The organism is Streptomyces sp. NPDC058985, assembly GCF_042740985.1.
Taxonomy (GTDB): Bacteria; Actinomycetota; Actinomycetes; order Streptomycetales; family Streptomycetaceae; genus Streptomyces.
The window spans coordinates 24309-44174 of the sequence record NZ_JBHYJX010000063.1 but is presented as its reverse complement, the minus strand read 5'-3'; the positions used below and the strand labels follow the sequence as shown (position 1 = coordinate 44174).

Sequence of the window (19866 nt, the reverse complement as noted above, 5' to 3'; positions counted from 1 at the left end):
AGCCAACTCCCCACCCAGCACACCCGATCAACGACACGACCGATCAAGAAGACACGCCATCCCAGACCGCACATGACCAAGCACTACTAGGCGCCGGTCGGGCCCGGCTTCAGGCCGCCGGGTTGCCGTTCGACGTCAGCAGCGCCTCCGACAGTTCCGCCGCCACCTGCTGGAGCAGGGGCACGATCCGGTCGGTCGCGGCCTCGGTGACGCGGCCCGCCGGGCCGGAGATCGAGATGGCCGCCGCGGTGGGGGAGTCCGGCACGGAGACGGCCAGGCAGCGCACGCCGATCTCCTGCTCGTTGTCGTCGATCGCGTATCCCTGGCGGCGCACGTCCGCCAGCGCCGCGATGAACCCGTCCGGCGTGGTGATCGTCTTGTCGGTCGCGGCCGGCATGCCGGTGCGGCCCAGCAGGGCGCGCACCTCCTCCGCCGGGAAGTCCGCGAGCAGCGCCTTGCCGACGCCGGTGGAGTGCGGCAGGACGCGCCGGCCGACCTCGGTGAACATGCGCATCGAGTGCTTTGACGGCACCTGGGCGACGTACACGATCTCGTCGCCGTCGAGCAGCGCCATGTTCGCCGTCTCGCCCGTCTCCTCGACCAGGCGGGCCAGGTGCGGGCGGGCCCAGGTGCCGAGCAGCCGGGAGGCGGACTCGCCCAGGCGGATCAGGCGGGGGCCGAGCGCGTACCGGCGGTTGGGCTGCTGACGGACGTATCCGCAGGCCACGAGGGTGCGCATCAGACGGTGGATGGTCGGCAGCGGCAGACCGCTGCTGGCCGACAGCTCACTCAGGCCGACCTCGCCGCCCGCATCCGCCATCCGTTCGAGCAGGTCGAAGGCGCGCTCCAGGGACTGGACGCCGCCCGTGGCGGACCTGGCGGAGTCGGTGGTGCTGGCGCTGGACGTCGGCACGGCACGTTCCTTTCGAGGCTGGCGGGAGGAAAGAAGCGTACCCGGCGGCCGGTTGACTACCGGCTTGTACGTAGCTACGTTCTGCTTGCTGGAATTCTAATTCCGCTTTGTGGAAACGTCCAGGGCTTGGTACTGGGCATGCCTCCACAAAGGGTGCCTCTTGACGGGGTCCGGCGGGGAGTGAAGACTCCTTCAACAGAACGTTGAAACACAGGGCAGGGAAGAGAGGGGTTCGGGTGTCACAGGCTGAACTCGTACTGCGCTCGACGCGCGTCGTCACTCCCGAGGGGACGCGCGCGGCGTCGGTCGCGGTGGCCGGAGGGACGATCACGGGCGTCCTCCCGTACGACGCCCCCCTCCCGGAGGGCGCCCGGCTGGAGGACGTCGGCGACCACGTCGTCCTGCCCGGGCTGGTCGACACCCACGTGCACGTGAACGACCCGGGCCGCACCGAGTGGGAGGGCTTCTGGACCGCCACCCGCGCGGCCGCCGCCGGCGGCATCACCACCCTCGTGGACATGCCGCTGAACTCCATCCCGCCGACCACGACCGTCGACCACCTGCGCGTCAAGCGCGAGGTCGCCGCCGCGAAGGCCCACATCGACGTCGGCTTCTGGGGCGGCGCCCTCCCCGACAACGTCAAGGACCTGCGCCCGCTGCACGAGGCCGGTGTGTTCGGCTTCAAGGCGTTCCTGTCGCCGTCCGGGGTCGACGAGTTCCCGCACCTCGACCAGGAGCAGCTCGCCCGGTCGCTGGCGGAGATCGCCGCCTTCGACGGCCTGCTCATCGTGCACGCCGAGGACCCGCACCACCTTGCCGCGGCCCCGCAGCAGGGCGGCCCGAAGTACAGCCACTTCCTCGCCAGCCGCCCGCGCGACGCCGAGGACACCGCGATCGCGACCCTGCTCGCGCAGGCCAAGCGGTTCAACGCCCGCGTGCACATCCTCCACCTCTCCTCCAGCGACGCCCTGCCGCTGATCGCCGAGGCCCGCGCCGACGGCGTGCGGGTGACGGTCGAGACCTGCCCCCACTACCTCACGCTCACCGCCGAGGAAGTGCCGGACGGCGCCAGCGAGTTCAAGTGCTGCCCGCCCATCCGCGAGGCCGCCAACCAGGACCTGCTGTGGCAGGCCCTCGTGGACGGCACCATCGACTGCGTCGTCACCGACCACTCGCCGTCCACCGCCGACCTCAAGACCGACGACTTCGCCACCGCCTGGGGCGGCATCGCCGGTCTCCAGCTCAGCCTGCCGGCGATGTGGACCAAGGCCCGCGAGCGCGGCCTCGGCCTGGAGGACGTCGTCCGCTGGATGTCGGCCCACACGGCGCGCCAGGTCGGCCTCGACGGGCGCAAGGGAGCCATCGCCGCCGGCCACGACGCGGACTTCGCCGTCCTCGCCCCCGACGAGACGTTCACCGTCGACCCGGCCGCCCTCCAGCACCGCAACCGCGTCACCGCGTACGCGGGCAAGACCCTGTACGGCGTCGTGAAGTCCACCTGGCTGCGCGGAGAGCGCATCGTGGCGGACGGCGCGTTCACCGACCCGAAGGGACAGCTCCTCACCCGGACCTGAGACGTCCGGACCCTCTGAACCCAGACCACCCCGAACGACCCCGAGAGGAACACCTGATCACCGTGACGGCCCAGCAGAACTCCCCGTTGGCCAGCTTCACCGGCGACGCGAACCCCTACGGAGGCGGTGACCCGTACGCGGACTACCGCACGGCCGACCTCCCGTTCACCCATCTCGCGAACCTCGCCGACCGGCGACTGGGCGCCGGTGTCGTCGCCGCCAACGACGAGTTCTTCGCCCAGCGCGAGAACCTGCTGGTGCCGGAGCCCGCCGAGTTCGACCCCGAGCACTTCGGGCACAAGGGCAAGGTCATGGACGGCTGGGAGACCCGGCGGCGGCGCGGCGCCTCCGCCGAGCACCCCTGGCCCACCGAGGACGACCACGACTGGGCGCTGGTCCGGCTCGGCGCCCCCGGCGTGATCCGCGGCATCGTCGTCGACACCGCCCACTTCCGCGGCAACTATCCGCAGGCGGTCTCCGTCGAGGGCGCCACCGTCGAGGGCTCCCCGTCGGCGGATGAACTGCTCGCCGGGGACGTCAAGTGGACGACCCTCGTGCCGCGCACCCCCGTCGGCGGCCACGCCGCCAACGGCTTCGCGGTCTCGGCCGAGCAGCGCTTCACCCACCTGCGCCTCAAGCAGCACCCCGACGGCGGCATCGCCCGCCTGCGCGTGTACGGCGAGGTCCTCCCGGACCCGGCCTGGCTCACCGCCCTCGGCACCTTCGACGTGGTCGCCCTGGAGAACGGCGGCCAGGCCGAGGACGCCTCCAACCTCTTCTACTCGCCGGCCACCAACACCATCCAGCCGGGCCGCTCCCGCAAGATGGACGACGGCTGGGAGACCCGCCGCCGCCGCGACCAGGGCAACGACTGGATCCGCTACCGGCTGGTGGACCGCTCCCAGATCCGCGCGATCGAGATCGACACGGCCTACCTGAAGGGCAACTCGGCCGGCTGGGCCTCGGTGTCGGTGCGGGACGGCGAGAGCGGTCAGTGGCGCGAGATCCTGCCCCGCACCCGCCTCCAGCCCGACACCAACCACCGCTTCGTCCTGCCGGAGCCGGCCGTCGGCACGCACGCGCGCGTGGACATCTTCCCCGACGGCGGCATCTCCCGCCTGCGCCTGTTCGGCTCCCTCACCGAGGACGGCGCGGCCCACCTGGCCGCCCGCCACCAGGAACTGGGCGGCTGACCGCGCCCCTCACACCCACGCGCGGGGCGCCCGGCCGGACAGCACCGGTGCGCCCCGCGCGTGCGTTTCTCTCGCCTCCACACGCGCGGGCGGCGGGCGCGTTCGCGCGCGCGGGCAGCGGGTGTCGTGCACGGAGCGGTCCTACGCCGCGTGCCCGCCGTCCACGGCGAACTCCGCGCCCGTGACGTACGAGGCACCGGCCAGGTACGCCACCGTCGAGGCCACCTCGTCGGCGGTGCCGAAGCGGCCCAGCGCGGTCAGTGCCGACTGGCCGTCGGCGTACGGTCCGTCGGCCGGGTTCATGTCGGTGTCGATCGGGCCGGGGTGAATGATGTTGGCGGTGATGCCGCGCCCGCCCAGTTCCCGGGCCAGCGCCTTGGTCAGCCCGATCAGCGCCGACTTGCTCATCGCGTACAGCGTCCCGCCGGGACCCGGCACGCGCTGGGTCATGCAGCTGCCGATGGTGATGATCCGTCCGCCGTCCGCCATGCGGCCGGCCGCCGCCCGCGCGGTGAGGAAGACCCCGCGCACGTTGACGGCCAGCACCCGGTCCAGGTCGGCGACCGAGAACCCCTCGACGGGGCCGAGCAGCCCGACGCCGGCGTTGTTGACCAGCACGTCGAGCCCGCCCAGGGCCTCGGCGGCGCGCTCCACCGCCCCCGCCGCCTCGTCCGGGTCGGCGGAGTCCGCCCGCAGGGCCACCGCCCGGCGTCCCAGCGCCTCCACCGCGCGTACGACATCCGCGGCGGTGTCCTTGCCGTTCACATAGGTCAGTGCCACGTCGGCGCCCTCCCGTGCCAGCCGCAGCACGGTGGCCGCGCCGATCCCGCGGCTGCCGCCGGTGACGAGGGCGGTCCGGCCGAGCAGGGGCGCGGAGGGGTGGGTGAGCGCATCCGCGATCGTATGCGTGTGCGTATCCGTGTTCGTGTCCATGGGTCCATCCCAGCGGGCGGCACCCGCGCACGCTGGCGGCGATCGGACGTCGAATCCGCGGGGCCCGATCGCGGCTCGCGCGGTGTGTGAACGCGCCGAAAACACATATGACGTCCAGGGAAACTCCACGGTCTTGTCATTGACATGCCACTGTCTACGCGCGTCATCATGAGTCCATGCGATTCCCCCCACACGCCGCCCGGCTCGGTGCGGCAACCGCAGTCCTGTCCGCCCTCCTCGTGGGCGGCACCGTCTCCGCGACCACGGCGGGCGCCGCCCCGACGGCGGTCGGCGACATCTGCTACAGCGCCCTGCCCTCCCAGGCGCACGACACCCTGGACCTCATCGAGCAGGGCGGTCCCTACCCGTTCGAGCAGGACGGGACCGTCTTCCAGAACCGGGAGGGCCTCCTGCCCGGGCAGTCCACCGGCTACTACCACGAGTACACGGTGATCACCCCCGGCTCCGACACGCGCGGCGCCCGGCGCATCGTCACCGGTGAGGAGAGTCAGGAGGACTACTACACGGCCGACCACTACGCGTCGTTCGACCTCGTCGACCACGGCTGCTGACCCGCCGGTCCCGGACGGGTCCCGGGCGGGTCGAGTACTCAGCCGGGCTTCCGGCTCTCGGCGGCCGCGAACAGTGCGCCGCCGAGCACGAGCAGCGCCACGCTCGCGTAGAGCTCGGCGCCGTCGAGGAAGCCGATCCGCTGCACCAGGCCCCAGTGCCAGTCGGTGAACTCGTGCACCAGTCCCAACACGCCCTGGATCACGGCGAGCAGTCCCAGGAACTCCAGCAACTCCTTCATGTCACCGACTCTCGCCCCGCGGACCCCCCACCCACATCGGCCGCGGGGCGAGATCTCCCCGACCGAAGGCCCCCTTCTCCGTCGTCCCGAGCGTCGAAAGTCTGAGGGCCCGCGACTTCGGTCGGTGATCCCGCGCGAGGGATCGTGGCCGTGGCGAGCCCTGCGTAGATTTGTCGACCGTGAGCAGAGACAGGCCCGATCGGATCACCCCGGCGTTCCCAGCACGCCGCTGGCTGCTGCCGTCGGCGCTGATCGAACAACTCGACCCCAGCCCGGATCCCCGGCCCTCGGGGCGATGGTCCCGGCGGCTCCGGCGCACCGCCCGTGACTGGATGGTCGACTTCACCTGCTTCCTGATCGCCGTCGCGGTCGGTCTCCTCGCCGCGGACGGGCTGCAGAACGAGCCGAACCTCTCGCACGGCATGGAGATCGCCGACCAGTTGATCGGCGCCCTCGCCTGCGCGGCCGTCTGGCTGCGACGCCGGTGGCCGGTCGGGCTGGCCGTCGCCCTGCTGCCCCTCGGCTTCGTCTCGGTCACGTCGGGTGGGGCCACCATGGTCGCCCTGTTCACCGTGGCCGTGCACCGGCCCTTCCGGTACGTGGCCTGGGTGGCGGGTGCCCAGATCGCGCTCCAGCCCCTCTCCTACTGGCTGCGTCCCGACCCCGATCTGCCCTATCTCGTCGTCCTCGTCCTCGGCACCCTGCTCACCGCCGCGGTGGTCGGCTGGGGCATGCTCGCCCGTTCCAAACGGCAGCTCATGCTCAGCCTCCGCGACCGCGCCCAACGCGCCGAGACCGAGGCGCGGCTGCGGGCGGAGCAGGCCCAGCGGCTCGCGCGGGAGGCCATCGCCCGTGAGATGCACGACGTCCTCGCGCACCGGCTGACGCTGCTCAGCGTGCACGCGGGCGCCCTGGAGTTCCGGCCCGACGCGTCCCGGGAGGAGGTGGTGCGCGCGGCCGGAGTCATCCGGGAGAGCGCGCACGAGGCGCTCCAGGACCTGCGGGAGATCATCGGCGTGCTCCGCTCTGCGGAGTCCGACGACGCCGGGGGCCGCCCCCAGCCGACGCTCGCCGCACTCGACGCGCTGGTCACCGAGTCCCGGGAGGCCGGCATGAAGGTCACCCTTGCGGGTCGCGTCGCCGACCCCGCCGAGGTTCCCGCCTCCGTCGGCCGCACCGTCTACCGCATCGCGCAGGAGGCATTGACCAACGCCCGCAAGCACGCCCCCGGCACCGAGGTCACGGTCTCGGTCGGCGGAGCCCCGGGCGAGGGACTCGCGATGTCGGTGTGCAACGCCCCGCCCGACGGTGAGGTGCGCCACGTGCCCGGATCCGGACAGGGGCTGATCGGACTGACCGAGCGGGCCGCGCTCGCGGGCGGCACCCTGGCGCACGGCGCCACGCCCGACGGGGGCTTCGAGGTGCGGGCGTGGCTGCCGTGGGGATGAGCCCGGCACCGGCGGCCGGACGGGCTCCGTCCACAGGGCGAACTCGGCCGTCGGCAACCGTGATTACGTATGTCCCATGACTGCGATCAGACTGCTCATCGTCGATGACGACCCGCTGGTGCGGGCCGGGCTGTCCCTCATGCTGGGCGGCGCCGACGACGTCGAGATCGTCGGCGAGGCCGCCGACGGCGGCGAGGTCGAGGCGCTCGTCGACCGCGCCCGTCCGGACGTCGTCCTCATGGACATCCGGATGCCGGTGGTCGACGGCCTGACGGCGACCGAGCGGCTGCGCGGCCGCCCCGAGGCCCCGCAGATCATCGTGCTCACCACCTTCCACGCCGACGAACAGGTGCTGCGGGCGCTGCGCGCGGGCGCCGCCGGGTTCGTCCTCAAGGACACCCCGCCCGCGGAGATCCTGGACGCCGTGCGCAGGGTCGCGGCCGGTGATCCCGTCCTGTCGCCCGCCGTGACCCGCCGGCTGATGGACCAGGCTGCCGCGGGCGCCGCCGACACGCGCCGCACCCGCGCGCGTGCCCGCCTCGACACCCTCAACGACCGCGAACGCGAGGTCGCCGTCGCGGTCGGCCGGGGACTGGCCAACGCCGCCGTCGCGACCGAGCTGTTCATGAGCGTCGCCACCGTCAAGACCCACGTCTCCCGCATCCTGGCCAAGCTGGACCTCGACAACCGGGTCCAGATCGCACTCCTGGCACACGACGCGGGCCTGCTGGAGGGATATCAGGAGGACGGCCGGTAGGGAGCCGGGGGGAGCGGAGGCCGGGACGCGTCCGCTCAACCCGCCAGGGACGCCGCGCCCCCGGGGATCTCGGCCAGCCGTACCGGTCTGCGTTCGCGGCGGGAGATGTCGCAGGCCTCGGCGACCCGCAGGGCCTGGAGAGCCTCGCGGCCGTCGCACGGGTTGGCCCGCTCGCCGCGCACGACCTCCACGAAGGTCGCCAGCTCGGCCTCGTAGGCGGGCCCGAACCGTTCCACGAATCCCGTCCACGGCTTGTCCGCGGCCGGGGGACCGGTCGGCTCGGTGGACGCGATCGGCGTACGGTCGTCCAGACCGACGACGATCTGGTCCAGCTCACCGGCCAGCTCCATGCGGACGTCGTACCCCGCCCCGTTCAGCCGCGTCGCCGTCACCGTGGCCAGCGTTCCGTCGTCCAGCGTGAGCAGCGCGGCGCCGGTGTCCACGTCGTCCGCCGCGCGGAACATCGGCGGCCCGGCGTCCGACCCGGCGGCGTAGACGTCGGTGACCTCCCGCCCGGTCACCCAGCGAAGGACGTCGAAGTCGTGGATGAGCGTGTCCCGGTAGAGCCCGCCGGACTGCGGCAGGTACTCGGCCGGCGGCGGGGCCTGGTCGCTCGTCACCGCCCGGACGGTGTGCAGCCGCCCCAGCCGCCCGGCCCGCACCGCCTCCCTTGCGCCCCGGTACCCCGGGTCGAAGCGCCGCTGGAACCCCATCTGCAGCACCGTCCCGGCCGCCTCCACCTCGGCGATCGCCTCTAAGGTGCCGGTCAGGTCCAGCGCGATCGGCTTCTCGCAGAACACCGGTAGCCCCGAGCGCGCTGCCCGACCGATCAGTTCGGCGTGGGCCGGTGTCGCCGTGGTGATCACCACGGCGTCCACGCCCCACCGGAAGATCTCGTCCACTCCGGGTGCCGCCGTCTCCCCCAGCCGGTGAGCCAGATCCTGGGCCCGCGTGAGGTCGGCGTCCGTGAGGATCAGGGATCCCACGTCGCGGTGGCGGCTGAGCGTGTTGGCGTGAACGGTGCCGATACGGCCCGTCCCGATGACCCCGATGCGCATGGAATCAAAGTGGGCTCACAGCCCGCACCCTGTCAATGCGTATGTCCGGACAATCGAACTACACAACTTCCCGTCACCTGTGCACGGAGCTACGCTCGGCCCGTGCCGAAACCAGAAGTGGACCCCACCGTGTCGCTGGACCTCAGCGTGGATCGCAGCAGCCCCGTGCCGCTGTACTTCCAGCTGTCGCAGCAGCTGGAGGCGGCGATCGAGCACGGCGCGCTGACCCCGGGCAGCCTGCTGGGCAACGAGATCGAGCTGGCCGCGCGGCTCGGTCTGTCCCGGCCCACCGTCCGCCAGGCCATCCAGTCGCTCGTCGACAAGGGCCTGCTGGTGCGCCGCCGGGGCGTCGGCACCCAGGTCGTGCACAGCAAGGTCAGGCGCCCGCTGGAACTCAGCAGCCTCTACGACGACCTGGAGGCCGCGGGCCAGCGCCCCGCCACGAAAGTCCTGGTCAACACGGTCGTCCCGGCGACCGCGGAGACCGCCGCCGTACTCGGCGTGACCGAGGGGACCGACGTGCACCGCGTCGAGCGGCTGCGGCTGACCCACGGGGAGCCGATGGCGTACCTGTGCAACTACCTGCCCTCCGGTCTCCTCGACCTCGACACCGGCCGGCTGGAGTCCACCGGCCTGTACCGGCTGATGCGCGCCGCCGGGATCACCCTGCACAGCGCCCGCCAGGCGATCGGCGCCCGCGCCGCCACCGCCGACGAGGCCGAACGGCTCGGCGAGGACGAGGGAGCCCCCCTGCTCACGATGGAACGCACCACGTTCGACGACACGGGACGCGCGGTCGAGTTCGGCACGCACACCTACCGCCCCTCCCGGTACTCCTTCGAGTTCCAGCTCCTCGTACGGCCCTGAGCCCTTCTGCACGGCCCTGAGCCGCTCCCTCCGGCCGCCGCTCGCCGCGCGGGTTCGTCGCAATGTCCGGACAATGTGACCGTCGCCCGATCCCCGGAGTCAGGCGCTCCGCTTGTGTGTCGGACAATGGGGCGTTTGGGGCTTCCAGGCCCCGGCCGGAGCCTCGGGCGCCCCGGCACGCACAGCACGGCACAGCAAGAAGGGCACGGCCTCGTGGCACGGTTTCGGACCTGGGTGGGCATCGCGCTGGCAGGAGCACTGTCGGTGTCCCTGGCCGGGTGCAGCAGCACTGGCGGCAAGCGGGCCGAGGACGCCCGCAAGGCCGCGTCGGCCCAGGGGCAGGCGGCGGTGAACACGCCCCGCTGGACCTTCGCGATGATCACCCACTCGGGCGACGGCGACACCTTCTGGGACATCGTCCAGAGCGGCGCCGAGCAGGCCGCGGTGAAGGACAACATCAACTTCCTGTACTCCCACGACGACGAGGCCCAGCAGCAGGCGCAGCTGGTGAACGCCGCCATCGACAAGAAGGTCGACGGGATCATCGTCACGCTGGCCAAGCCCGACGCGATGAAGTCCGCCCTCGACCGCGCCCGCAAGGCGGGCATCCCGGTGATCACCGTGAACTCCGGGTCCGAGGAGTCGAAGGCGTTCGGCGCCCTCACCCACGTCGGCCAGGACGAGACGATCGCCGGCGAGGCGGTCGGCGAGGAACTGAACGAGCGAGGCCGCGAGCAGGCCCTCTGCGTGCTCCACGAGCAGGGCAACGTCGGCCACGAGCAGCGCTGCGACGGCGTCGAGAAGACCTTCGACGGCAAGGTTCAGCGGCTCTACGTCAACGGCACCAGCATGCCGGACGTGCAGTCCGCCATCGAGGCCAAGCTCCAGACCGACAAGGCCGTCGACGCGGTGGTCACCCTCGGCGCCCCCTACGCCGACACCGCGGTGAAGGCCAAGCAGGGCGCGGGCAGCGAGGCCGAGATCGACACCTTCGACCTCAACGCCAAGGTGGCGTCCGGACTCGCCGAGGGCACCCTCGGCTTCGCGGTCGACCAGCAGCCCTACCTCCAGGGCTACGAGGCCGTCGACCTGCTGTGGCTGTACAAGTACAACGCCGACGTCCTGGGCGGCGGCCGGCCGGTGCTCACCGGACCGCAGATCATCACCAAGGACGACGCCGACGCGCTCTCCGAGTACACGAAGCGGGGCACCCGATGAGCGCGGGCACGGACGCGGCCACTGCTGACGAAAGGATTCTGCAGACCTCTCCGCTGCGGAAACTCCTGGGCCGCCCCGAACTGGGCTCCGTCGTCGGTGCCGTCGCCGTCTTCGTGTTCTTCGCGTTCTTCGCCGACAGCTTCCTGCAGGCGGCCAGCCTCAGCACGGTGCTCTACGCCGCCTCCACGATCGGCATCATGGCCGTCCCGGTGGCGCTGCTGATGATCGGCGGCGAGTTCGACCTGTCGGCCGGCGTCATGGTCACCTCGTCGGCCCTGGTGTCGTCGATGTTCAGCTACCAGATGACCGCCAACGTCTGGGTGGGCGTAGGCGTGTCGCTGCTGGTCACCCTGGCGATCGGCGCGTTCAACGGCTTCATGCTGACCCGCACCAAGCTGCCCAGCTTCATCATCACGCTGGGCACCTTCCTGATGCTGACCGGCCTGAACCTGGGCTTCACCAAGCTGATCGACGGCACCGTCTCCACCAAGTCGATCGCCGACATGGAGGGCTTCCCCTCCGCCCGCGACGTCTTCGCGTCCACGATCACCATCGGCGGCGTCGGCTTCAAGGTGACCATCCTGTGGTGGCTCGCCCTGGTCGCCGTCGCCAGCTGGATCCTGCTGCGCACCCGCGCCGGCAACTGGATCTTCGCGGTCGGCGGCAACAAGGACGCCGCCCGCGCGGTGGGCGTCCCGGTCACCAAGACCAAGATCGGCCTCTACATGGGCGTCGGCTTCGGCGCCTGGATCTCGGGCCAGCACCTGCTCTTCTCCTACGACGTCGTCCAGTCCGGCGAGGGCGTCGGCAACGAGCTGATCTACATCATCGCGGCCGTCATCGGCGGCTGTCTGATCACCGGAGGCTACGGCAGCGCCGTCGGCTCCGCGGTCGGCGCGTTCATCTTCGGCATGACCAGCAAGGGCATCGTCTTCGCCGAGTGGAACCCCGACTGGTTCAAGTTCTTCCTCGGAGCGATGCTGCTCCTCGCGACCCTGCTCAACGCCTGGGTCCGCAAGCGCGCGGAGGCCACCACATGACGCAGACCCCGGCACCCCAGGCGCTCGTCGAGCTGTCCGGCGTCAGCAAGAACTACGGCAATGTACGCGCCCTCGAAGGCGTGTCCCTCCAGGTGCACCCGGGTGAGATCACCTGCGTCCTGGGCGACAACGGCGCGGGCAAGTCGACCCTCATCAAGATCATCTCCGGGCTGCACCAGCACGACGGCGGCACCCTCGCCCTCGACGGCGAGGAGACCCGCCTCGCCTCCCCGCGCGAGGCCCTGGACCGCGGCATCGCCACCGTCTACCAGGACCTCGCCGTCGTCCCGCTGATGCCGGTCTGGCGCAACTTCTTCCTCGGCTCCGAGCCGCGCAAGGGCGTCGCCCCGTTCAAGCGCATGGACGTCGACCACATGCGCCGCACCACCCACGCGGAGCTGCTGCGCATGGGCATCGACCTGCGCGACGTCGACCAGCCCATCGGCACCCTCTCCGGCGGCGAACGCCAGTGCGTGGCGATCGCACGCGCGGTGTACTTCGGCGCGAAGGTGCTCGTCCTGGACGAGCCGACCGCCGCCCTCGGCGTGAAGCAGTCCGGCGTCGTCCTGAAGTACGTGGCGGCCGCCCGCGACCAGGGCCTGGGTGTCGTCCTCATCACCCACAACCCGCACCACGCGTACCTGGTGGGGGACCGCTTCGTCCTCCTGAAGCGCGGCACGATGGTCGGCAACCACGAGCGCGAGGACATCACCCTGGACGAGCTGACACGCCAGATGGCGGGCGGCAACGAGCTGGACGATCTACGCCACGAACTGCAACGCCGCTAGGCCGTGTCCGCAAAGTCCTGCCTGCCCCGCGACGCCCGGCACGCGCTCCCGGCACTCCCCCAGCCTCCGGCCGGGGGGACCCCCAGAGCACGTACCGGACGCCGCGGGGCCCGCCCTCCGGGCGGACGGCAGGACTTTGCGGACAGCACACCTAGGGGCGCGGGGAACTGCGCGATCAACCACAACGCACCCGCACCCGGCAATGAACCGCTGCACCCACCCCCTGTCCATTCGGCACCCGGCGCACCCGTGCGGCACAATCGCACCCGATGAGCACCTACCGCGACTTCACCGCACCCATCGGATCCCGCCGCGCCCCGGTCCTGCGCACCGTGGGCACGAGGGAACGCCGCTCGCACCTGTCGGCACCCCGCGTGCCCACGGTCGGCATCGACATCGGCGGCACGAAGGTCATGGCGGGTGTCGTCGACGCCGACGGCAACATCCTGGAGCGCCTGCGCACGGAGACCCCGGACAAGTCCAAGAGCCCGAAGGTGGTCGAGGACACCATCGTCGAGCTGGTCCTGGACCTCTCCGACCGGCACGACGTGCACGCCGTCGGCATCGGCGCGGCCGGCTGGGTCGACGCCGACCGCAACCGCGTGCTGTTCGCCCCCCACCTGTCCTGGCGCAACGAGCCGCTGCGCGACCGCATCGCCGGCCGCCTCGCGGTCCCCGTCCTGGTGGACAACGACGCCAACACCGCCGCCTGGGCCGAGTGGCGCTTCGGCGCCGGACGCGGCGAGGACCACCTCGTCATGATCACGCTCGGCACCGGCATCGGCGGTGCCATCCTGGAGGACGGCCAGGTCAAGCGGGGCAAGTACGGGGTCGCCGGTGAGTTCGGGCACATGCAGGTGGTGCCCGGCGGCCACCGCTGCCCGTGCGGCAACCGCGGCTGCTGGGAGCAGTACAGCTCCGGAAACGCCCTGGTCAGGGAGGCCCGCGAGCTGGCCGCGGCCGACTCGCCGGTGGCGTACGGGATCATCGAGCACGTCAAGGGCAGCATCGGCGACATCACCGGCCCGATGATCACCGAGCTGGCCCGCGACGGCGACGCCATGTGCGTCGAGCTGCTCCAGGACATCGGTCAGTGGCTCGGCGTCGGCATCGCCAACCTCGCCGCCGCCCTCGACCCCTCCTGCTTCGTGATCGGCGGCGGGGTCAGCGCCGCGGACGACCTGCTCATCGGTCCCGCGCGCGATGCCTTCAAGCGCCAGCTCACCGGCCGCGGCTACCGCCCCGAGGCCCGCATCGTCCGCGCCCAGCTGGGCCCCGAGGCCGGCATGGTGGGCGCCGCCGACCTGGCCCGGCTGGTGGCCCGCCGGTTCCGCCGCGCCAAGCGGCGCCGCGTGGAGCGGTACGAGCGCTACGAGCGGTACGCCGAGGCCCGTCGCACCCCCGGGGAGTCGCTGTGACCGAGACCCTGCCCCACCAGACCGGAACGCCCGAGGAACACGGGCCACCGGCCGAGGGCCGCCGGCACATGATCCGGCGCCGTGCGCTGACGCTGCTCACCATCGTGCTGCTCATCGGGGTCCCCGCCGGCTACCTCGTGATCTCCGCCAACCAGAGCCGCGACAGCGGCCGCCAGAAGGAGGCGAAGTACGCGGCGACCGGCATGACCCGGGGCTGGCCGTCCAAGCTCCAGCGCCGCATCTACGAGCTGCCGGTCCCGGTGCCCTCCGAGAAGATCGCGTACTACGAGACGAACAACTGGAAGACCAGCCGCCTCTACGTCCAGTTCCAGACCACCAACGCCGGTCTGGACGCCTTCCTGGCCGGACTGGGCATCGACCGGGACGCGCTGGAGAAGGACAGGATCGCCATCAGCGACCGGGCCCAGCGGGTCACCGGCTGGAACTTCCGCGCCTCCAGCACCTGGTGGGGCGTGGTCAACGAGCAGCGGAACCCGGCACCGACCCAGGACGTCGTCGTGGACCTGGACGACCCGGACTATCCGATGGTGTACGTCGTCTCGCGCACCGTTCCCTAGGGCCTGTCGACGCACGCGCCCGGCGGTGCCTGCTGACGGACGCCGGCTACGCCCCGCCCGGGACCGATTGTCAGACCCCGCCCGTAGAGTCGAAGACAGCTGATCGGGACCACGGGCGGGAGGTGACAGGACGTATGGGCGACATGGCCGTGGCGGACGCAACCGTCTCCGGGCGGGCGGGGGAGCGGCGGGAGACGAGCGGGCCGCAGGAATCCGCGCCGTCCGTCCCGCTCCGCCTGGCCGCAGTCTTCCTGCCCGCACCCCTCCCGCGCGACGCCCGGATCGCCTTCTGGGACCCGGAGGCGGGCAGGGACGACACCCTCTCCGGGTACACCTCGACACCGGACGGCGACCCGGCCGGACCCCCGGAGCGCACCGTCTTGACGGTCGTCCGCCGGCACGGAACCGGCGTGCGGCGCGGGACGACGCCCGCGCTGTCGCTGCCGCTCGGCGAGGCCCTGCCGCTCCTGGTCCGGGCCCGGCACGACCCGGCCGCCCACCCGGCGACCGCCTGCTGGGGAGCGGCGGCCCTGCACGCCCTGCGGCTCACCGCGCGCGGCAGGCTGCTGCCCGGCCTCACCGCGACCGGTCACGACGCTTGGCGCGCCGGACCGCTGGACCCCGACGACATCGCGCACCTGCGGGCCGTGGCCGCCGCCCTCCCCCCGGAGGGCCACGCGGTGCCGCTGGACGGCCCGGGCCCGATCCGGCTGCCGGAGCCGGAGGCACTGGTCCGCGCCTTCCTGGACGCCGTCGCGGACACCCTGCCCCGCACCCCGGCCGCACCCCACGCCTCGGGCCGCCCCTTCGCCGCACGCGCGGCCCAGCGCCTGCCCGGCGCCCACGACTGGGCCGCCGAGGTCGCCGCCGGAATGGACGCGGGCGTGCGGATCTCGCTCCGCCTGGACCTGTCGGCGTACGACCTCTTCGACGGGGACGTCGCCGCCGGCGAGGGGAGCGGCGGCAGCGGCGGGGTGCGCAGCGCGGGGGCCGCGATCGTCCAGGTCCACAGCCTCGCCGACCCCACCCTGGTCGCCGACGCCGCGGATCTGTGGTCGGGGGAGGCCGACGCCGCGTTCGGCCCCCGCGCGCGGGTCGACGCCGCCCTCGGAGTGCGACGCGCGGCGCGCGTCTGGCCGCCTCTCGACCGTCTCACCGAGCAGGACGTGCCCGACGTCCTCGGGCTCTCCGAGGAGGAGGTCACCGACCTGCTGGGCGTGGCGGCGCGCCGGCTCGCCGCCGCCGGGGTGGCCGTGCACTGGCCCCGCGACCTCGCCCAGGACCTCACCGCGACCGCGGTCGTCAGGACCGCGCCGGGTTCGGCGACGGACGGCACGGGATTCTTCGAGAGCGAGGATCTCCTCCAGTTCCGCTGGCAGCTGGCCATCGGAGGCGACCCGCTCACCGAGGCCGAGATGGACACCCTCGCGGAGGCCCACCGCCCGGTCGTCCGGCTCCGTGACCGGTGGGTCCTGGTCGACCCGGCCCTCGTCCGCCGGGCCCGCAAGCGCGACCTGGGCCTGCTCGACCCGGTCGACGCCCTGTCCGTCGCCCTCACCGGCAGCGCGGAGGCCGACGGCGAGACCGTCGACGTGGTGCCGGTCGGCGCGCTGGCCGCCCTGCGCGACCGGCTCACCGCGGGCGTACACCCCGCCGAACCGCCGCCCGGCCTGCACGCCACCCTCCGCGACTACCAGCTGCGCGGACTCGCCTGGCTCGACCTCATGACCTCGCTCGGCCTCGGCGGCTGCCTCGCCGACGACATGGGCCTGGGCAAGACGGTCACCGTCATCGCCCTGCACCTCAAGCGGGCCCGGACCGAGCCCACCCTGGTGGTCTGCCCGGCCTCCCTGCTGGGCAACTGGCAGCGGGAGATCACCCGCTTCGCGCCCGGCGTCCCCGTCCGCCGCTTCCACGGCGCCGACCGCACCCTGGACGGCCTGGCCGGCGGCTTCGTGCTCACCACCTACGGCACGATGCGGTCCGCCGCCCCGGCCCTCGCCGAGCGGCCCTGGGGCATGGTCGTCGCGGACGAGGCACAGCACGTCAAGAACCCGTACTCGGCCACGGCGAAGGCCCTGCGCACCATCCCGTCCCCCGCGCGGGTGGCGCTGACCGGCACACCGGTGGAGAACAACCTCTCCGAGCTGTGGGCCCTGCTCGACTGGACCACCCCGGGACTCCTCGGCCCCCTGAAGTCCTTCCGCGCGCGCCACGCCCGCGCGGTGGAGAACGGCGAGGACGACGAGGCGGTGGCCCGCCTCGCCCGCCTGATCCGCCCCTTCCTGCTCCGCCGCAAGAAGTCCGACCCCGGCATCGTCCCCGAGCTGCCGCCGAAGACGGAGACGGACCACCCCGTCCCCCTCACCCGCGAACAGGCCGCGCTGTACGAGGCGGTGGTGCGAGAGTCGATGCTCGCCATCGAGGAGGCCGAGGGCATCGGCCGCCGCGGTCTCGTCCTCAAGCTCCTGACCTCGCTCAAGCAGATCTGCGACCACCCCGCGCTCTTCCTGAAGGAGGAGCACCCGCCGGGCGCCGCAGGTGTGGGCGGCGCCGACCGCCTGGCCGCCCGCTCGGGGAAACTCGCCCTGCTGGACGAGTTGCTGGACACGCTGCTCGCGGAGGACGGATCGGCGCTCGTCTTCACGCAGTACGTCGGCATGGCCCGCCTCATCACCTCCCACCTGGCCGCTCGTGCGGTCCCCGTCGACCTCCTCCACGGCGGCACGCCGGTGCCGGAGCGCGAACGCATGGTGGACCGCTTCCAGAGCGGCGGGACACCGGTCCTCGTCCTCTCCCTCAAAGCCGCCGGCACCGGCCTGAACCTCACCCGCGCGGGCCACGTCGTGCACTTCGACCGGTGGTGGAACCCGGCCGTCGAGGAGCAGGCCACCGACCGCGCCTACCGCATCGGCCAGACCCAGCCCGTCCAGGTGCACCGCCTCATCACCGAGGGGACGGTCGAGGACCGGATCGCCGAGATGCTCCAGTCCAAGCGCGCCCTGGCCGACGCGATCCTCGGCTCCGGCGAGGCGGCTCTCACCGAGCTGACGGCCCGTGAACTGTCCGACCTGGTGTCCCTGCGGAGGCCGTCATGACCGCCCGTCCCGCCGACGAGGCCCGCCGCGCCCTGCGCGAGGCCCGACTGCGCGGCGAGACGACACCGGACACCCCCACGGACACCGCGTCCGGGACCGGCACCCACCCGGAGCCCGGCACCTCGGCCCGCGAACCCGCGCGGCAGCATGACGGGGACCAGGCCCGCGACGCGGACGGGGACCGCCCTCCGCGCCCCGGCGACATCGCGCGCGCGGCGCTGCGCGGCACCCGGACGGCACGGCACACGGTGGCGCACGACGCCGACACCGAGGAGCCCGACGAGACGGCTCCCCGAGCCCCGTCCGACCGCACGGACGACCCCGCATCGGGCCCCGGCTCAGACCCCGTTCCCGACCCCGATGCAGCGCCCCGCCCCGCCGCACCGAGCCCTCCTGACGTCTCGTCATCCCCCGCCTCCATCACCCCGGACGCGGGCGACACCCGCCCGGCCGACGTGGCACGGGAGGCCCTGCGTGCGGCACGGCGGCAGGCGCGCGCGGACGCCGCGGGCAAGGAAGCGTCGAGCACCCGGCTCCGCCTGGCCCCGCCCCGGCACCCCCGGCCCACCGCGGGCGATCCGCGCGCCGCCGACGCCCGGGCCCGCGCCCGTGCCGTACGGGACTTCGCCGCGGACGCCTTCCGGCTGCCGCCGGAGACGGACCGGGAGGACGACGACGCCCCGCCCCCGGCAGCACCCGAAGGGCCGCGCACGCCGGGCGGCCCGGCCGACGAACCGCCCCGGACGCCCGCCGTCGCGGCACGGACACCACACCCCGCCGAGGACTCGCCGCCCGACCGGCAGCACCGCACCGCGACCACCTCCTCGCCCCCGCACAGTGACGCCACCCCCCGCGAGGCCCACTCCGCCCCGCCCGTCCCCTCCACGAAGCCCCGCGGCACCCCCCGCTCGATGGCCGCCCCGGCCCGCGACGGCGACCTCCGCCGCACCTTCCCCGCGCTCCCGCCCCGCGCGCCGGACGAGGGCCTCGCCGCGACCTGGTGGGGGAACGCGTGGGTGAGCGCGCTGGAAGAAGGCGCCCTGGACGCGGCCCGGCTGGCCCGCGGACGCGGCTATGCCGAGCGGGGGCACGTCGACGCCATCACCGTGACGCCCGGCCTGGTCCTCGCCTATGTACAGGGCAGCCGGCCGCGGCCGTACCGGGTGCAGGTGCGGTTGCGGACGCTGGACGACGACGACTGGCAGCGGTTCCTGGACGCCGCCGTCGAGCGGCCCGGACACATCGCCGCGCTCCTCGACGGGGAGCTGCCCCACTCCCTGGCGGACTGCGGGGTGCCGCTGCTTCCCGGCCCCGGCGACCTCGCGCCCCGGTGCAGCTGCCCCGACTCGGGGCACCCCTGCAAACACGCCGCCGCGCTCTGCTACCAGACGGCGCGGCTGCTCGACGCCGACCCCTTCGTCCTGCTCCTGCTCCGCGGCCGGGGCGAACGCGCACTGCTCGACGCCCTGTCCCGGCTGAACGCGGCCCGTGCCGCGCGCGCCGCCCAGGACCGCGGACCGGCGCCCCTGCCCGGCGTACGGGCCAGTGCGGCACTGGACACGCGCTCTCTCCCGCCCCTCCCCGCCCCGCTCCCCACACCCCCGCATCCCGAGCAGCCCCCGGCCTACCCCGCGGCACCCGGCGGACCCGACCCCTTCGCGCTGGACCAGCTGGCCACCGACGCCGCCGCTCGCGCCCACGCCCTCCTCAGTACCGGCCGTGACCCGGTGGGCGGGCTGACGCTGTGGCAGGACGCCGCCCGCCTCGCCGCGGCCCGCCCCGGCTCCGGTCTCACCGCCGGCACCCGGGCGCTCTACGCCTCCCTGGCCGGCGCGGCCGGCCGGAGCCAGGCCGACCTGGCGCGCGCCGTGGCGGCCTGGCGACAGGGCGGCGCCGACGGCCTGGACGTACTGGAGGAGGCCTGGGACCCGCCGGCCGGCCGCTTCGACCGCGCCCGCCCCCTGCTGCTCGCCGCCGACCTGCCCGCCTTCCGGCCCTGGCGCAACCGCCTCACCCACCCCGGGGGCCACGTCCAGCTCCGGCTCGGCCGGTCAGGACTCTGGTACGCCTACGAGTCGGAGCCCGGCCGGGAGGACTGGTGGCCACGCGGCACCCCCGACCCCGACCCGGTGGGAGCTCTCACCGGACTGGGCGCGTCCGACGGCCTCTGAC

17 protein-coding genes are annotated in these 19866 nt (G+C 73.3%); 13 read left to right on the top strand and 4 right to left on the bottom strand.

The features are described from left to right. Positions 1-109: 109 nt before the first annotated feature. The gene (allR, locus tag ACFW01_RS35210; protein WP_234961703.1) at positions 110-913 is read right to left on the bottom strand and encodes an allantoin degradation transcriptional regulator AllR; all 804 of its coding nucleotides are present in this window, start codon (positions 911-913) and stop codon (positions 110-112) included. A gap of 236 nt (positions 914-1149) precedes the next feature. On the opposite strand from allR, the gene allB reads away from it, so the two are divergent. Continuing rightward, positions 1150-2487, top strand: a complete 1338-nt coding sequence (gene allB / locus ACFW01_RS35205) for an allantoinase AllB (RefSeq protein ID WP_384510496.1) — start codon at positions 1150-1152, stop codon at positions 2485-2487. A 62-nt stretch (positions 2488-2549) separates the two neighbouring features. Further along, the gene (alc, locus tag ACFW01_RS35200) at positions 2550-3680 is read left to right on the top strand and encodes an allantoicase (protein ID WP_384510493.1); all 1131 of its coding nucleotides are present in this window, start codon (positions 2550-2552) and stop codon (positions 3678-3680) included. A gap of 141 nt (positions 3681-3821) precedes the next feature. Here the strand turns inward: alc and ACFW01_RS35195 are convergent, their stop codons facing one another. After that, entirely contained in the window at positions 3822-4613 is a 792-nt protein-coding gene (locus tag ACFW01_RS35195) for a 3-oxoacyl-ACP reductase family protein (RefSeq protein WP_384510490.1), read from the bottom strand. Between the two features lie 176 nt (positions 4614-4789). Between ACFW01_RS35195 and ACFW01_RS35190 the strand changes: the two genes are divergently transcribed. Then, a complete protein-coding gene (locus tag ACFW01_RS35190) occupies positions 4790-5185 on the top strand; it encodes a ribonuclease domain-containing protein (RefSeq protein ID WP_234961699.1) in 396 nt (131 codons plus the stop codon). A 38-nt stretch (positions 5186-5223) separates the two neighbouring features. Here the strand turns inward: ACFW01_RS35190 and ACFW01_RS35185 are convergent, their stop codons facing one another. Next, positions 5224-5424 carry a hypothetical protein gene (locus tag ACFW01_RS35185; RefSeq protein ID WP_122618829.1) on the bottom strand — a complete coding sequence of 67 codons (201 nt, stop codon included), beginning with the start codon at positions 5422-5424 and terminating at the stop codon, positions 5224-5226. A gap of 170 nt (positions 5425-5594) precedes the next feature. On the opposite strand from ACFW01_RS35185, the gene ACFW01_RS35180 reads away from it, so the two are divergent. Then, complete coding sequence (locus ACFW01_RS35180) at positions 5595-6872, top strand: sensor histidine kinase (RefSeq protein ID WP_384510486.1); 1278 nt, start codon at positions 5595-5597, stop codon at positions 6870-6872. A 76-nt stretch (positions 6873-6948) separates the two neighbouring features. Beyond that, positions 6949-7629: a response regulator gene (locus ACFW01_RS35175; RefSeq protein ID WP_384510483.1), complete on the top strand. Its 681-nt coding sequence runs from the start codon at positions 6949-6951 to the stop codon at positions 7627-7629. Between the two features lie 35 nt (positions 7630-7664). On the opposite strand, the gene ACFW01_RS35170 is transcribed toward ACFW01_RS35175, so the two are convergent. Next, on the bottom strand, positions 7665-8687 hold the full coding sequence (locus ACFW01_RS35170; RefSeq protein ID WP_234961696.1) for a Gfo/Idh/MocA family oxidoreductase: 1023 nt from the start codon (positions 8685-8687) through the stop codon (positions 7665-7667). A 129-nt stretch (positions 8688-8816) separates the two neighbouring features. Here ACFW01_RS35170 and ACFW01_RS35165 point away from each other — a divergent pair, with 129 nt between their 5' ends. The 8 genes from ACFW01_RS35165 to ACFW01_RS35130 all read left to right on the top strand — a co-directional run bounded on the left by ACFW01_RS35165 (position 8817) and on the right by ACFW01_RS35130 (position 19865). Continuing rightward, on the top strand, positions 8817-9554 hold the full coding sequence (locus tag ACFW01_RS35165) for a GntR family transcriptional regulator (RefSeq protein WP_234961704.1): 738 nt from the start codon (positions 8817-8819) through the stop codon (positions 9552-9554). 213 nt (positions 9555-9767) lie between these two features. Further along, a complete protein-coding gene (locus ACFW01_RS35160; protein WP_234961695.1) occupies positions 9768-10772 on the top strand; it encodes a sugar ABC transporter substrate-binding protein in 1005 nt (334 codons plus the stop codon). Further along, complete coding sequence (locus tag ACFW01_RS35155) at positions 10769-11812, top strand: ABC transporter permease (protein WP_234961694.1); 1044 nt, start codon at positions 10769-10771, stop codon at positions 11810-11812. The genes ACFW01_RS35160 and ACFW01_RS35155 overlap by 4 nt, the downstream gene beginning before the upstream one ends. Beyond that, positions 11809-12600 carry an ATP-binding cassette domain-containing protein gene (locus tag ACFW01_RS35150; protein WP_234961693.1) on the top strand — a complete coding sequence of 264 codons (792 nt, stop codon included), beginning with the start codon at positions 11809-11811 and terminating at the stop codon, positions 12598-12600. The genes ACFW01_RS35155 and ACFW01_RS35150 overlap by 4 nt, the downstream gene beginning before the upstream one ends. A gap of 269 nt (positions 12601-12869) precedes the next feature. Further along, positions 12870-14018, top strand: coding sequence for an ROK family glucokinase (locus tag ACFW01_RS35145; RefSeq protein WP_234961407.1), 1149 nt, complete (start codon positions 12870-12872; stop codon positions 14016-14018). Next, on the top strand, positions 14015-14596 hold the full coding sequence (locus ACFW01_RS35140; RefSeq protein ID WP_384510476.1) for a sugar kinase: 582 nt from the start codon (positions 14015-14017) through the stop codon (positions 14594-14596). Before ACFW01_RS35145 ends, ACFW01_RS35140 begins: the two co-directional genes overlap by 4 nt. Positions 14597-14730: 134 nt before the next feature. Then, a complete protein-coding gene (locus tag ACFW01_RS35135; RefSeq protein ID WP_384510473.1) occupies positions 14731-17694 on the top strand; it encodes a DEAD/DEAH box helicase in 2964 nt (987 codons plus the stop codon). Continuing rightward, a complete protein-coding gene (locus ACFW01_RS35130) occupies positions 17691-19865 on the top strand; it encodes an SWIM zinc finger family protein (protein ID WP_384510470.1) in 2175 nt (724 codons plus the stop codon). Before ACFW01_RS35135 ends, ACFW01_RS35130 begins: the two co-directional genes overlap by 4 nt. Position 19866: the final 1 nt, after the last annotated feature.